Raw genomic sequence first — 14,732 nt, 5'->3', positions numbered from 1 at the left:
TTTCTGTTTTTTTAAGTGGTGATGAAGGAGGTAATATACACTTGTTGAATTTCTCCCTCTTGCATCAGTTCATTTAATTTTGTTTTTATTGCCTTTTGGAACAATTGCTTACCTTGTTTACCTTCCAAATTTTCTAACGTCATTTCAGAAAGTTCCTCAATAATGATGTTATTTGTTTGGTATTGACGTTTTGTTAATTCAGCTGCAGCATCCTTACTTGTTGTTTGAATTTTTAACGTCATACGAACAACTCGTTTATCGGCAAGATTTGTCGTAATTTCTGGCACATCCACCAGCGTTTCTACTACCTCATCAATCGTTGGCTCAAGTGACGCTGCGGGCTTATTGAATTGAGTAAGTAAAACAAACGCGATAACCCCAATAAGTATGATGGTCACTAATACAATAATGAGCATCGTTAACATTTTATTATTCTTCATCTTCTTCACCTCGTAGATGCGGGTTTGATAGTATTTGTATATTTTTATAAAAGGCTTTTACCTTTTGTCGCACCTCGTCTTCACTCTGTAAAACAATGAGTTTTGTTCCTGTCGTCAAAGTAATGGTCGTATCTGGAAAAGATTCGACTGTTTCTATGTATAAAGCATTTAATGTGAATGCTTTGCCATTTAGACGTGATAGTTCAATCATTGAAATAGGGCCGGGTCTAGCAAGAGAGCCGGCCCGACCCTCCCTCATATTGATTTTATGTTTCTTTAGTGCAGAACGCCGTTTACACCTAACAAGCACGTCCTGTGGCAGTTGCAACACTAGTATTATTAACACTAGAGTACTAATGTAAAAATATTTTTCTTGATTTCACCTGTGGGGTTAAAATGACCTCAAAGGTTTGGCATTCAGAGCTAAATCTAATTTAATCAATTACTTGAAACTATCGTTTTAAGTTAACAAGTTCTTGAAGAATTTCATCTGAAGTTGTGATAATACGCGTATTCGCTTGGAACCCACGTTGTGCAACAATCATCTCTGTAAACTCCTCAGAAAGGTCTACGTTAGACATCTCTAAAGCGCCGGGATTAACAGAACCGATACCTGCCTGAGTTGCAATTTGTACAACAGGGTCGCCAGAGTTAGCAGTTGTTTGGAAGTAGTTACTGCCTACTTTTTCAAGACCTTCCGCATTCGGGAATTTCGCCATAATAATTTGTCCCGCATATTGGCGTTTACCATTAACATCTACATAATTGATTGTTCCATCTTGTCCAATACTCATAGATTGTGCCGTCGTTGGAATTTTGATTGGGCGTACACCGTCTAAATCAATCGCACCGTCTACATATAAATTCTCCGTATTGTCAGCTAAACCATTTGCCTCTTTATCTTCATCAGCTGTACTTACACCATCTGGATTTACCTCTGTAATGAGATCAGCTGGATCAATTGCATGTCCTACAAGATATTTACCTTCTGTATTTACAATGTAGCCATTTTCATCCATGTAAAAATTCCCTGCACGTGTATAAACGGTATTAGAAAATCCTTCTTCATCAATAACACCGTCTACAGGTGCTGCATTTGCATCAGCAACCATGAAGAAACCTTCACCTTGAATAGCAAGGTCGAGGACACGTCCAGTATTTTGACGAGACCCAGTGCCGTGCACCGTATCAATTGCTGCCATAGTCGTTCCTAAACCTACTTGCATAGCATTTGTACCCCCACGTGTACCAGTAGGCCCTGAAGCTCCTGCTTGTGTTTGAGACATAAGGTCTTTAAAAATTACACGACCCTTTTTAAAGCCATGTGTATTAACGTTTGCGATGTTATTACCAATAACGTCAAGCTTCGTTTGGAAGTTTTTTAAACCTGAAATACCTGAATACATAGAACGTAACATAATTGTCGTTCTCCCTTCTTTTATCAAATAGCCTCGAGATTTTTAATGAAAATTGTGTGCTTCAATCAGTCAGCTACACATAAGGCTCCCTTACATCAGAAGGTCCAGCCTTAAAGCACAATAGTGCCATCAATATTTGTAAACAGTTGTTGTTTTGCTTCCGTGCGATCCATTGCTGTAATGACAGTGGCGTTTTTAGCACTGACAATTAAAGCTGCTTGGTCCATCAAGACTAATGGTTGTTTGACACCTTTTGAGTGTGCCTCAAATACTTTGTCAGATACAACCTGCCATTCTTGTTCAGTAATCGTAATATTACGCTCGACTATGCGTTCATGCGCATGCTTACTTACTTTAAGCTCTTGTTGCTGGGTAGCCTCCTGTAAATGTGCACTAAATGATTGCTGTAATCTAACGGGCGTAGGTTGCGTTTGACGAATAGTTGGATGCAATGGTACACGATGAATTGAAAACTTATCCATCTTTATTGCCACCTCTATTCGCTTATTACTGTGAATTCTTTTCCTGTTAGTTTTTTGTCATTGTCTAAAACATAGTAAATAATACCATCTTTACTTGTCACAGAGACAATCCGTCCTTGTAGCGCTTGTTCGCCATCATTATAAGTAACATTTTTACCAATCAGCTGACTTGCTTGTACAAGTGGTGATTCGGTGGATGAGTTGTTACCATCTGTGCTTGTTTCAGCATTATTTAAAATTGCTGAGATGTTACCAGGGTTTATCTCCTTGCCATCCTCTAAAACAAACACTGCTTCACCATCAACAAACTTTAAGGATTGTATAACGCCCGTACCTTCTTTTACAATTGGCTTACTATTCTCATCTAGTTCTTCGGTAATTTCATGCCATTTCACTTCTTTTCCAACAAATGTTGTATAGTTCATGAGCTGTGTTTGTTGTTGTGAAAGCAGTAAGGATTCAATTGCCTTGGTCATATTTTGCATTTGCTCAAGAGAAGAGAACTGCGCCATTTGAGCAATAAACTCACGATCATCCATAGGGTTCGTTGGATCTTGATGCTGTAACTGGGTAATTAATAATTGTAAAAATGCATCTTTACCAAGCTCACTATTTCCTGTTTGCCTTGTAGGTGGAGTATAGCTTGAGTAGTAAAGGTCATTTGAAATTTTCTTTTCTTCTGCCATGCTTACACCTCCTCATTTACTAGGTAATCACTAAAGGACTTGCTATCATCGTCATCGTCATTTTTTTGCTCTTGTTCTTCTTCTTGCTGTTGCTTAAAGAAGTTATTAAAGAAGCTTTGATCACGTTGTTGACGATCTGCATCCTGCAATGACTGCGCAATATCAAGCCTGTCGACTTGAATGTTCTGCTGGACAAAGGCTTGCTTTAATTGATGTGATTGGCTATCAAGTAGTTCACGTCCATGCGCAGTAGAAGCAAGAAGACGTGCTGTTAAAACACCATCATTTTGTACAAGTTCGATACGAATTGTCCCTAGGTTTTCTGGATATAATTTCAATGTTAAGCGCGTAATACCTTGTGCATTAGAGATTTGAGCTTTGTTGATAATAGCTTGCATCTCTTTTAGTAATGCCTCAGACTGTGCTGGTTTTGCTGCTGGTAAAGTGACTTGGTATGTGTCTGCCTTTGTTTGTACTGTATTTGATGTGACCATCTCGTTAGCACTTGTATCGGTCTGTTTCGTTACCTGCACTTGCTGGACAACTTGTTGGAAGCCCTGTAACGGCAGTGTTACCGTTGTTTTTGTTGTTACTTGCAGTGCAGTTTGAATTGTTTCAATCTGTGTTTGCATCGTTGTTAAAAAGTTTTTGCTATTTGCTAGCAAGTTTTCTTGCGCTACCGTTAAATCGGTTTTCTGTCCAACTAATTCAGCTAGCTTTAACACCTGTAATAACTGCGTTACTTCTTTTGGTGTTACTTCTTCTTCACCTTGTAAAGCAGATACTATCTGTGTTTGAAGCAACGGTGCTTGAGCATCTACTAATGCCAGTAGCTCCCAAACATCACTTGCTTGCTGTTCTTCACCTAATAGCTGTTGCACCAATTTTTGCAATTGCTCTGCATCAATATTCAATGCAGCCATTAAATCATCCAGATTTAACATTTCATCAATAGCAACTGCTTTGCCATCTTCTCCCACTTGAAGCATTAACAAGCCATCATCGTGTGGAATATCCAATAGATTTAGTAGTTCCTCGATTGATTCTGCATCCAATACAGCCGCTAACTCAGCAAGACCTGCCTCCTCTTTCGTGCCCGAAGATTGAGTCGTTTGATTTGCTTGGTTTGTAGAGGACATTACTTGTCCAAAGACAGATCCAAAAGTTGATAAATGATCTTTGGCCTTTACTTCATTTGTCTTAATATCAGTACTACTCGTTGCTACATTTTTTGGTGTAGCTACTTTAGAAGACATCATTTGCATCATTGCAATATTCATGTTTTCACCCCCTTTCAGTCCTTATTGTTTCGACATCATTTCTGTATATTTAGCAGCATCTTGTGGATCCATCTTTTCTAGGATGGCTGCTAATTTATCTGGTTTTAAATTAGATAGAATACGTAGTGCCTCTGCATCGCTCATTTTAATGAGGACTGGTGCCGCTGCTTTAGCAGACATTTTATCAAAGGTTGTTAAAATATCATTAAAATCTCGTTTAACGTCGTCTTGTTCTCTTTTTAATTTTTCAATTTCAAAGAGTAATTGTTCTTTCTCCGTCAATAGCTGTTCTTTTTCAGTCGTTGATGTATCCAATTTCTTTTGCAGCTGTGAAATTTCAGCTGCTTTTTCTTGAATTTCAGCTTGTAAGCCGACTACCTTTGAATCGTTACTAACAACCGCTTCTTTTGCTTGTTGTTCTTCTGATTCAACAAAAGGTAAGCTTCCTAGTGCTTTTTTGCTTAAATCAAAAACATTCGTATTCATCAGCGTAGCTACAATAAGTAAAACAGCTACAACGAACATAATTGGTAGCAATACCCACATGAAAAACTTTTGAAAACCACCTGATTTCCGTGTTGGTTGCTGGTCCTCTAATTCTTTTACAATTCTATTGTTTTTTGCCATGAAATCACCTGATTTCTTTCTTGTAGTACGTAAGTGATGAAATTTCATCTAAAAAAATGCTTTCAATACGATCTTGTTCTTGCTGATACAATTTAAAATCCTTTTCGCGCATTTTTTCAAATTTACGTACTTCCAAGTTTTTTTCTAATAATTTTTCTTCATGCCAGTTCATTTTTGCACGTGCCTGGACAACCTTTTGCTGCACATCTGCTATTGTTTTTTCAAGGCTGTCAATAAAGCGTGCATAATGATGAATCTCCTCTATCGATGAACCTATAGCTAAACGTTGCTGCTGAAATTCTAATAAATCTTCTTTCTTTTTTAGCAAACCATAGAGCTTCGTTGCAATTTCTTCAAAAGAACGTACAGATTCTTTATAGGCGATTTCGGTTTCATTCTTTTCTTGCTCACGAATAGTTAACACTTTGTCAAAACGATATATATAACTGACCATCTATTTGCCACCGCCGTTTGATAATGTAATTAACTCATTCATGCTCTCTTCAAGGGTCACCTTATCTAAATATCCCTGCTTTAAATAAGCGGTTATAAGCGGTTCATAATAAATCGCTTCATCAATTTCTTGAGATGTTCCACGCTTATAAGCACCGATATTGATTAGGTCCTCTGACTTGTCATATGTATAATAGAGCTCTCGTAAACGTTCCGCTGCTTTTTTATGTTCAGGCTCTGCTACATGATTCATCAAACGACTAACGCTTTTCAATACATTAATGGCCGGATACTGTCCTTTGTTTGCAAGATTTCGATCTAGCACAATATGTCCATCTAAAATCCCTCGCACTGTATCAGCAATGGGCTCATTCATATCATCCCCGTCTACTAAAACTGTGTAAAAGGCCGTAATAGACCCCTTCTCATTTGTACCTGTACGCTCTAATAGCTTAGGTAGAATTGCAAATACAGATGGCGTATAACCTTTTTGAGCAGGTGGTTCACCAGTAGCAAGCCCAATTTCTCGCTGTGCCATTGCTACACGTGTCACAGAGTCCATCATTAACATGACATTTAAGCCACGATTTCTAAAATACTCTGCAATAGCTGTTGCTGTAAAAGCACCCTTTATCCGCATGAGTGCCGGCTGATCGGAGGTAGCTGCTACAACTATTGAACGACTCAAGCCTTCCTGTCCTAAATCCCGTTCAATAAATTCACGAACCTCACGACCACGCTCTCCAACCAAAGCAATTACGTTCAAATCAGCCTGCGTATTACGGGCAATCATACCAAGTAAGGTACTTTTTCCGACTCCTGAACCGGCAAAAATCCCTACACGTTGTCCATTCCCTACTGTTAGCATGCCGTCAATTGCTTTTACACCGACTTCAAGCCTTTCATCAATTGGTGGACGTGTAAGTGGATTCGGAGGGTCCTGCTCTGTCGGCACTGTCATAAGTCCTTTTGGCAATAATGTGCCATCAATAGGATTTCCCATAGAATCAAGGACTTTACCAATGAGCTCTGGCCCCACCCTTATTTCAAGTGGCGCGCCTGTACCTTCAACTAAGCAACCAATCGAAATTTCTCGCAACGAGGTAAATGGCATAAGAACTACTATTTCATCTTTAAAACCAACGACTTCTGCCAAAATTATTTGATGGCCATTTTTTGATGTTTCAACGTGTATTTTACATACATCACCGATGGAACTATCCGGACCTTGCGACTCAATCATCAAGCCGACAACTCTCGTCACTCTACCAAACTTTTTAAAAGTAGGTATATTAGGAATTTGTTCGATTAATTGAGCCGTTTTCATCTAGATCATTCCTTACTTTCTAATATTTCATGCAGTTTTAATCTTAATTCGTTTAGTTGCTCGTCGATGCTTACGACGATACGGCCATGATTCGTTTCGATAAAACAATCTGTTTCGTTATCTAAATCTTCATTTACAAAAATCATAAATGGTACATCCGCCGGGAACATTTCAGCTAATTCATCACGATTTGCAGTAATTAACCCGTAATAGGTTGGCGAAACGTAGATTTTTATTTCTTTCATTTCTCTCGCTTCTTTTAGCCCTCTTCTGACGATTGATGCAAACAATTCATCGTCTCGTTCTAATGAAGCACCTATTATTCGCTCTGCCGCTGTCAATCCAAGTTCTAAAATGATGGCCTCTTGATCTTGAATATATTTCCGAGCATTTTCCCTAGCTTGGACAATAACTTCGTTGGCTGTTTGTAGAGATTGTGTCATTGCCTCATTAGCTCTGTTTGTGCCATCCTCATATCCTTGACCATAGCCTTCATCATAAGCTTCTTGTACGCGATTAGGTCGTTCTTCTTTCCAACTTTGTTTCATGTGCTCAATCTCTTGGAGGTATGATTGTTTTTCTTCTTCAAAAGCTGCACGTTCGTTCTGAAGAGTGAATCTTGCTTCTGCAAGCAATCGATCACGTTCTTCAAGCATGTCTTCCATCGTAATTCGAGTGTGAGCTATTTCATCTGTCTCAATCTCAGGTATTTCAAACATGTCACGAATTTGTATCTCTTTCACATTTTCGCCATTGGACTGTGTGTAAACAGAACGGATGATTCTAGACAATGACGTCATCTCCTCCACCACGTGCAATAATAATCTCACCAGCATCCTCTAAGCGACGGATTACAGCTACAATTCTTGATTGTGCTTCCTCTACGTCACGTAAACGTACAGGTCCCATAATCTCCATTTCTTCTTTAAACGTATCAGCCATTCGTTGTGACATATTGCGGAAAATTATATCTTTTACTTCTTCACTTGACACTTTCATTGAAAGCAGTAAATCTTCATTTTCACAATCCCGAATAACACGCTGAATTGAGCGGTTGTCGAGCGTCACGATATCTTCGAATACAAACATGCGTTTTTTGATTTCTTCAGCAAGTTCAGGATCTTGAATTTCGAGTGCATCAAGAATGGTTTTTTCTGTTTGTCTATCCACGCCATTTAATACTTCAACGACAGCATCGATGCCACCTGTTTCTGTGTAATCCTGCGTAACAGTAGATGATAATTTACGTTCTAATACAGACTCAATTTCACTAATTACTTCTGGTGAAGTTGACTCCATCATTGCTATACGTTTGGCGATATCTGCCTGCACCTCTTGCGGAAGTGAAGATAAAATAACACCTGCTTGCCCTGCTTCTAAATAAGACAGAATAAGGGCAATTGTTTGCGGATGCTCATTTTGAATAAAGTTAAAAATTTGCGATGGGTCAGCTCTACGTGCAAAGTCGAAAGGTCGCACTTGTAAAGAGGATGTTAAACGATTAATAATCGTTTGGGCTTGTTCCATGCCAAGTGCTTTCTCAAGTACTGTTTTCGCGTAACCAATACCACCTTGTGTAATATAATCTTGCGCAAGGGCAATATTATGGAATTCTTCTATTATTTCTTCTTTCACGTTCGCTTCTACTTTTTTAACACTTGAAATTTCTAACGTTAAACGTTCAATTTCTTCTTCAGTTAAATGTTTATAGACAGAAGCTGAAACCTCAGGCCCTAGTGAAATTAACAAGAGTGCGGCCTTTTGTTTTCCGGTTAATTCCTTATCTTTCTTGGACACAGCCGAACCTCCTAGTTAGTCTTCCGCAATCCAACTACGCAGTAACTTCGCAAAATCGTCTGGCTTCTCTTTTGCCATTTTTTCAAGTTGCTTACGACGCATTGTAGCTTCCGTTTCAATTTCTTCATTAATATCATCGATCATTAGTTCTTCTTGTTCTTCTAGGATACTAAGTTCTTCTTCTTCCTTCGCACGTTTACGAGAACGAATGATGAAGAATGCTAGTAATAGGATGACAGCTAGTAAAATGCCTCCAATAACCCAAACCCACCATGGGATAACTGGAGTTTCACTACCCACATCTGTTGCTTTACCATTTAAGGATTGTACTGAAACAGCCACTTTTTCATCAATTTGCTCTTGAGTAAGTTCAGCCGCTACATCCTTGGAAATTGTTGTACGAACAATAGTGCTTAAAATTTTCTCGATATCTTCTAGCACCCCATCTGGTAGTGACGCTGCGTCTGCTGCTGTCGGCGGCTCAACAATTACTTGTATGCCGATATCTTGAATTTTATAAGGTGCCTCTTGAATATCTTTTCGGATACGGTTGACATCATTATTAATAGTTTCTTCCGTACGTTCGTAATCTCCATCACCCGTTGCACCTTCATTATAAGTTGTGAAGTTATCTGTTGTTGTTTCAGCTTCAGGTGTACCCGTTGCTGCTGCACCTGAACCAGAATAGGACTCAGTAATACGTTGTGCGCTTATAGCAATGCCATCCATATTTTCTTCATCAACAGGCGTCACTAAATTTTCTTCACGGTTTTCTTTTTTAAAGTCAATATCTGTTGTAACAGAAGCAATTACTTTATCTTGCCCCATTAATGTACCCAGCATATTTTGCACTTGACGTTGCAAGTCACGTTCGACCATTTTTTTCATCTGTAATTGACCTTCAGCTGTAGTTGTTGATGAAGCATCAGCTGTTGCAGCATTTAAATCAAAGTACTCAGAGAATTGATTGGAAATAACGATATTGTCTGTGCTTAAATTCGGTATACTTTTTGATACTAAGTTGTACATTGTGGCAATTTGTTGTTCTGTAAATTTATAGCCAGGATCTGTATTTAAAACAATAGAAGCACTTGCCTCTTCTTTTACATCTGTTACGAATACACCCTCTTCAGGTAGAGTAATCATAACTTTTGCATCTTTCACACCTTCTAGATTATTAATCAGTTTGCCAATCTCAGTTTCAGTTGCTGCTTTTTTCAATAAGTTAAACTCGTTATCTGTCATCCCAAAGCCAGAGCTGTTTGCAAATGAATAATCAATCGTACCTGTTTGAGGATACCCTTCAGATGCTAATTGCACTAATAGAGCATCCGCTTGTTGCTCAGGTACTAGTATGGAAGTTCCCCCTGGTGCTATTTCATATTTCACACCTTGGGTATCCAATGCCTCTTTCACTTGTCCAATTTCTCTCGTCGACAAATCTTTATAGAGTGGAACATATGTAGTTTTTGTAGCGAAAAATGTAATAATAGCTGCAAGTGCTATAACACCTAGTACTGAACCAATCATTAAACCTTTTTGTTTTTTACTCCGACTAGTCCAAAATTGGCTGGTGTCGTTTTTAATTTTCGTCAATCGTTCATTCATTATGAATCCTCCGGTTATAGTGAATAACCTAGCAATTAATAATTCGCGATAACAGTGGTATCCCATAGTTCAAAATTCTAGCTATACAGGCATAAAATATCTGACTATGGGAAACTTGTCTTTATTTAATGGTGCATCTCATCACCTGTTCAATAAAGTTAGACACTCATTCGCATTATTTCTTGGTAAGCTTCAATCACCTTATTGCGAACTTCTAATGTTGCATTTAATGTAACGCTCGCCTTTTGTGATGCAATCATCACTTCGTGCAACTCTACATCTCCACCAGTTATTAGCTTTTTAGTAAAATTATCAGAAGTAATCTGCTGATCATTTACTTTTGAAATAGCTTCTTTTAACGAATTTGCAAAGCTCTGCTGTGCTTCATAAGGTGTCGTATTCAATTTATTTGTTTCGTTTACAACCTGAGTAGGTGTCATTAGTGAAACGGACGAAATTGTCATTATGTATCATCCTTTCTTAGCATTGTATTATTTACCAATCTCTAAAGCTTTTGTAAGCATAGATTTATTGGCATTGAAAACTGTTATGTTGGCCTCGTAAGAACGAGTGGCAGACATTAAATCCACCATTTCTTTTAATGGATCCACATTCGGCATATTGACATAGCCATCTGCATTGGCATCTGGATGTGTCGGATCATACACCAATTTGAACGGTGTTTCTCTATCTTCTTTAATTTGCGTAACCTTCACGCCATTCCCAACACCACTTTTTGCATTTTTACCAAGTGCAACATTAAAGTATTTTGAAAATTGGTTTTCTTGAGCAGTAAGAGTGACAGACTTACGTCGATAAGGCTCCCATTCACCATTTACCTGTCTTGCACGTGTTGTATCAGTATTTGCCATATTAGAAGAGATGACATCCATTCGTAATCGTTGCGCCGTTAAAGCAGAGGCAGTGGTATTCATCCCATGAAAGATAGACATTTATTACTTACCTCCTTTAATAACTGTATTTAATGAATTTAACTTACCGTTTACACGATCAATCAAGGCATTATAATAGATTTGATTTTCTGCTAATTTCGCTTGTTCAGCATCCATATCTACACCATTTCCGTTATTTCGATAGCGTAAGCCATCCATGTTACTTACACCAGGCGTAGATTGTCTAATTGAGAAATCATAATGTCTATTATCCGTACGATATGCCGAAATAGAGATTTCCTTCTCTGTTTCCAACATATCCTTAAAACTTACATTTTTCGCCTTATAATTCGGCGTATCGACATTCGCAATGTTATTTGCGATTGTTTTATGATTCAAAGTGGCATAGGAAAGTCCATTTTCCAGGCTACTAATAGTTCCTCCAAATAAATTCAAAACCATTCACCTCTTTTATTTCTTCTATTCCTTGTTAATTTATCCAGTAATACAATTGTAATTAAGATGCTACGTAGTGTCTATTGTCTTTTGTCACTTTTTAATAGTATATCCGCCCTATTTTTTATTCCGACGACCCAGGACAAAACTATCTTAACCCTTTACAGGACTAGTTTTCACGCATTTTCTATCTTTTTCTAGTTATTTAACACCATTTCGACAGTGCTTACTATATTAGTATTGAAAAATTCCCTATTTTTAACTTCACCAATTTCGACACATTTTCTCCAAATAAATGTCAATAGTGAAATAGCAACTAATTTCACCACTTTAAAAATCCCGAATGAAATAACAACCAATTTTACCACTTTTGTTGTACATTGACACGCAAAAAAAAAGGCCCCCTCAAAAAACTTTGAGAGAGCCTATCAGTTAATCATTTTATTTCATTTTAATTTCAGCTAGCGCGTTTAAGAATTTATCGTTTAATACTTTAATGTAAGTACCCTTCATGCCAAGAGAACGAGATTCGATTACACCCGCAGATTCTAGTTTACGTAATGCGTTTACGATAACTGAACGTGTAATGCCCACTCGGTCTGCAATTTTTGAAGCAACTAGTAAACCTTCATTACCATCAAGTTCCTCAAAAATATGTTCGATTGCTTCTAATTCACTGTATGAAAGGGAGTTAATGGCCATTTGCACAACAGCTTTGCTTCGAGCTTCTTCTTCGATTTCCTCAGATTTTTCACGTAAAATTTCCATACCCACTACTGTTGCACCATACTCAGCAAGAATTAAATCATCATCCTCGAATTGAGCAGATAAACGAGCAAGAATTAAAGTACCTAAACGTTCACCACCACCAACAATCGGTACAATTGTTGTTAATGCATTTTGGAATAATTCTTTGTTTTCAACCGGGAATGCAGTATGTTCATCGTTAATACCTAAATTCGATGACGTCTCAGAGATAGTAAATAAGCTATGTGTATATTCTTCTGGAAATTGGCGTTGTTCGAACATTTTTTTCATACGTTCATTTTCGATTTGTTGGTGGATTGATATACCTAAAAGTTTCCCTTTGCGGCTTACAATATAAACATTACTATCAATAATATCACCTAATGTGTCTGCCATTTCCTTAAAGTTTACTGGCTTACCAGCAGATGCCTGTAGCATCGAGTTAATTTTACGTGTTTTTTCTAATAAATTCATTATATGTTCCTCCTATAAATAATCCGAAGAGTATTTACTTAATATTCTAAAGGTTTTCACAACTGAATAATACTATTCAGCCTTATCTTACAATATAAACTGTGACAAATCTTTGTTTTTTACTATGCCCGCCAGTTTTTGGTCCACATATGCTGCTGTAATCGCAATATTAGCCGGAGCAATCTCTGACGCCTCAAATGATAATTCTTCAAGCAATCGTTCTAAAATAGTGTGTAATCGACGCGCTCCGATATTATCGGTTTCTTGATTAACTTCAGTTGCGATTTCTGCAATACGATTAATGGCATCATCTGCAAAGTTTATATCTACGCCTTCTGTTTCTAACAACGCTTTATATTGCAATATAAGTGATTGATCTGGTTCTTGCAAAATACGCACAAAATCTTGTTTTGTTAACTTTTCTAGTTCGACACGAATAGGGAATCGCCCTTGTAATTCCGGAATTAAATCGGAAGGCTTAGACATATGGAAAGCGCCAGCCGCAATGAACAGCATATAGTCCGTTTTGACAGCACCATATTTAGTCGTTACTGTAGAACCTTCTACGATTGGCAGAATATCACGCTGTACGCCTTCTCGTGAAACACTCGCAGAAGAATTATTTTCTTTACTTGCAATTTTATCTATTTCATCGATAAAAATAATGCCCGATTGTTCTGCTCTAGACACAGCTTCTTGCGCTACTTCGTCTGCGTCTATCAGCTTATTTGCTTCTTCAATTGTTAAAACACGTCGAGCATCCTTTACTTGTAAACGGCGTTTCTTCTGTTTTTTCGGCATTAAGCTGGATAGCATATCTTGCATACCGCTATTTGCTGACATATCCATTCCCGTCCCCTGTAATGCATCAAAAATAGAAGGGTTTTGCTCTGTTACTTCAACAGTAATCCACTCATTTTCTAATTTACCGTTACGTAAATCAATAGCGATTTGTGCACGTTTTGAACGCACTTCAGTTTCCTCAGAAGATGTATCTTCTTGTGACTGTTGTTCTTTGCCACCAAATAACATTTCAAATGGATTTTGCATAGCTTGCTTTTTACGTAAGGAAGGAACAAGCAGTTTAACAATTGCCTCATTCGCTAATTCCTCAGCTTGTTCTTGTACGGATTCCATCATTTCTTCCTTCACAAGACGATGGGAAGCTTCTACAACATCACGTACCATGGACTCTACGTCACGTCCAACGTAGCCTACTTCTGTGAATTTCGTTGCTTCAACCTTAACAAACGGAGCATTCGTCAACTTTGCAATTCTTCTGGCAATTTCTGTTTTCCCAACACCTGTAGGTCCAATCATCAAAATATTTTTCGGAATGACCTCATCCTTCATGTCATCAGATAAGAGAGAACGACGATAACGATTACGCAACGCAATTGCGACTGCTCGTTTCGCTTCATTTTGTCCAACGATATAACGATCCAAATGCTCAGTAATCTGTCTTGGCGTTAAGGTGTGTTGTGTCATTAGTTAAGCGCCTCCACGATAATATTATGGTTTGTAAATACACATATTTCAGCCGCTGTTTCTAATGCGGCCTCTGCAATTTCTCGGGCAGACATTGTTTCTCCCGCATACTTTTTAAGGGCACGACCTGCTGATAATGCATAATTGCCACCTGAACCAATTGCCAAAATACCATCATCTGGTTCAATGACTTCTCCTGTACCCGAAACAAGTAATAACGTAGTTTTATCCATCACAAGTAACATTGCCTCTAATTGACGCAACATTTTATCACCACGCCATTGCTTCGCAACTTCTACAGCCGCGCGTTGTAAATTACCATTGTATTCATTTAATTTGGCTTCAAACATTTCAAAAAGTGTAAAAGCATCGGCTACCGAGCCTGCAAAACCAGCAAGCACCTGCCCATTAAACAGACGTCTGACCTTCCTTGCTGTACCTTTCATCACAACTGCATTACCAAGCGTCACTTGACCGTCTCCAGCCATAGCACACCCGCCATTATGATGAACTGCAAATATCGTTGTCGCATGAATTTGTCCCATTTGCCTTCCTC

General features: G+C 38.2%; 18 protein-coding genes. All 18 read right to left on the bottom strand.

Features of this window, described 5'->3' with window-relative positions; translation table 11 throughout:
- Positions 1–11: 11 nt before the first annotated feature.
- Positions 12–440 carry a flagellar basal body-associated protein FliL gene (gene fliL, locus H131_RS07300; RefSeq protein WP_010858451.1) on the bottom strand — a complete coding sequence of 143 codons (429 nt, stop codon included), beginning with the start codon at positions 438–440 and terminating at the stop codon, positions 12–14.
- On the bottom strand, positions 430–651 hold the full coding sequence (locus H131_RS07295) for a flagellar FlbD family protein (protein ID WP_036131183.1): 222 nt from the start codon (positions 649–651) through the stop codon (positions 430–432). The genes fliL and H131_RS07295 overlap by 11 nt, the downstream gene beginning before the upstream one ends.
- Before the next feature lie 241 nt (positions 652–892).
- Positions 893–1,858: a flagellar basal body rod protein FlgG gene (gene flgG, locus H131_RS07290; RefSeq protein WP_010858449.1), complete on the bottom strand. Its 966-nt coding sequence runs from the start codon at positions 1,856–1,858 to the stop codon at positions 893–895.
- Positions 1,859–1,968: 110 nt separating this feature from the next.
- Positions 1,969–2,340, bottom strand: coding sequence for a TIGR02530 family flagellar biosynthesis protein (locus H131_RS07285; RefSeq protein ID WP_010858448.1), 372 nt, complete (start codon positions 2,338–2,340; stop codon positions 1,969–1,971).
- 14 nt (positions 2,341–2,354) lie between these two features.
- A complete protein-coding gene (gene flgD, locus H131_RS07280) occupies positions 2,355–3,026 on the bottom strand; it encodes a flagellar hook assembly protein FlgD (RefSeq protein ID WP_010858447.1) in 672 nt (223 codons plus the stop codon).
- 2 nt (positions 3,027–3,028) lie between these two features.
- Positions 3,029–4,306, bottom strand: a complete 1,278-nt coding sequence (locus H131_RS07275; RefSeq protein ID WP_010858446.1) for a flagellar hook-length control protein FliK — start codon at positions 4,304–4,306, stop codon at positions 3,029–3,031.
- A gap of 21 nt (positions 4,307–4,327) precedes the next feature.
- Positions 4,328–4,933, bottom strand: coding sequence for a MotE family protein (locus tag H131_RS07270; protein ID WP_010858445.1), 606 nt, complete (start codon positions 4,931–4,933; stop codon positions 4,328–4,330).
- Between the two features lie 4 nt (positions 4,934–4,937).
- Positions 4,938–5,387, bottom strand: coding sequence for a flagellar export protein FliJ (fliJ, locus tag H131_RS07265; protein ID WP_010858444.1), 450 nt, complete (start codon positions 5,385–5,387; stop codon positions 4,938–4,940).
- Positions 5,388–6,713, bottom strand: coding sequence for a flagellar protein export ATPase FliI (gene fliI / locus H131_RS07260; protein WP_010858443.1), 1,326 nt, complete (start codon positions 6,711–6,713; stop codon positions 5,388–5,390).
- Positions 6,714–6,718: 5 nt separating this feature from the next.
- Positions 6,719–7,504: a flagellar assembly protein FliH gene (fliH, locus tag H131_RS07255; protein WP_010858442.1), complete on the bottom strand. Its 786-nt coding sequence runs from the start codon at positions 7,502–7,504 to the stop codon at positions 6,719–6,721.
- Complete coding sequence (gene fliG / locus H131_RS07250; protein ID WP_010858441.1) at positions 7,497–8,510, bottom strand: flagellar motor switch protein FliG; 1,014 nt, start codon at positions 8,508–8,510, stop codon at positions 7,497–7,499. The genes fliH and fliG overlap by 8 nt, the downstream gene beginning before the upstream one ends.
- A 15-nt stretch (positions 8,511–8,525) precedes the next feature.
- Positions 8,526–10,118, bottom strand: coding sequence for a flagellar basal-body MS-ring/collar protein FliF (gene fliF / locus H131_RS07245; protein ID WP_010858440.1), 1,593 nt, complete (start codon positions 10,116–10,118; stop codon positions 8,526–8,528).
- Positions 10,119–10,276: 158 nt separating this feature from the next.
- On the bottom strand, positions 10,277–10,582 hold the full coding sequence (fliE, locus tag H131_RS07240; protein WP_010858439.1) for a flagellar hook-basal body complex protein FliE: 306 nt from the start codon (positions 10,580–10,582) through the stop codon (positions 10,277–10,279).
- A gap of 27 nt (positions 10,583–10,609) precedes the next feature.
- Complete coding sequence (gene flgC / locus H131_RS07235; protein WP_010858438.1) at positions 10,610–11,071, bottom strand: flagellar basal body rod protein FlgC; 462 nt, start codon at positions 11,069–11,071, stop codon at positions 10,610–10,612.
- A gap of 3 nt (positions 11,072–11,074) precedes the next feature.
- Positions 11,075–11,467, bottom strand: a complete 393-nt coding sequence (gene flgB / locus H131_RS07230; protein WP_010858437.1) for a flagellar basal body rod protein FlgB — start codon at positions 11,465–11,467, stop codon at positions 11,075–11,077.
- Positions 11,468–11,908: 441 nt separating this feature from the next.
- Positions 11,909–12,688, bottom strand: a complete 780-nt coding sequence (gene codY / locus H131_RS07225) for a GTP-sensing pleiotropic transcriptional regulator CodY (protein ID WP_010858436.1) — start codon at positions 12,686–12,688, stop codon at positions 11,909–11,911.
- 87 nt (positions 12,689–12,775) lie between these two features.
- Positions 12,776–14,176: an ATP-dependent protease ATPase subunit HslU gene (gene hslU, locus H131_RS07220; protein WP_010858435.1), complete on the bottom strand. Its 1,401-nt coding sequence runs from the start codon at positions 14,174–14,176 to the stop codon at positions 12,776–12,778.
- Positions 14,176–14,721, bottom strand: coding sequence for an ATP-dependent protease subunit HslV (gene hslV, locus H131_RS07215; RefSeq protein ID WP_010858434.1), 546 nt, complete (start codon positions 14,719–14,721; stop codon positions 14,176–14,178). The genes hslU and hslV overlap by 1 nt, the downstream gene beginning before the upstream one ends.
- Positions 14,722–14,732 lie beyond the last annotated feature (11 nt).

The organism is Lysinibacillus sphaericus OT4b.31 (assembly GCF_000392615.1).
Taxonomy (GTDB): domain Bacteria; phylum Bacillota; class Bacilli; order Bacillales_A; family Planococcaceae; genus Lysinibacillus; species Lysinibacillus sphaericus_B.
Note: the sequence above shows the minus strand (reverse complement) of the source record. Positions and strands in the feature narration are given on the sequence as shown.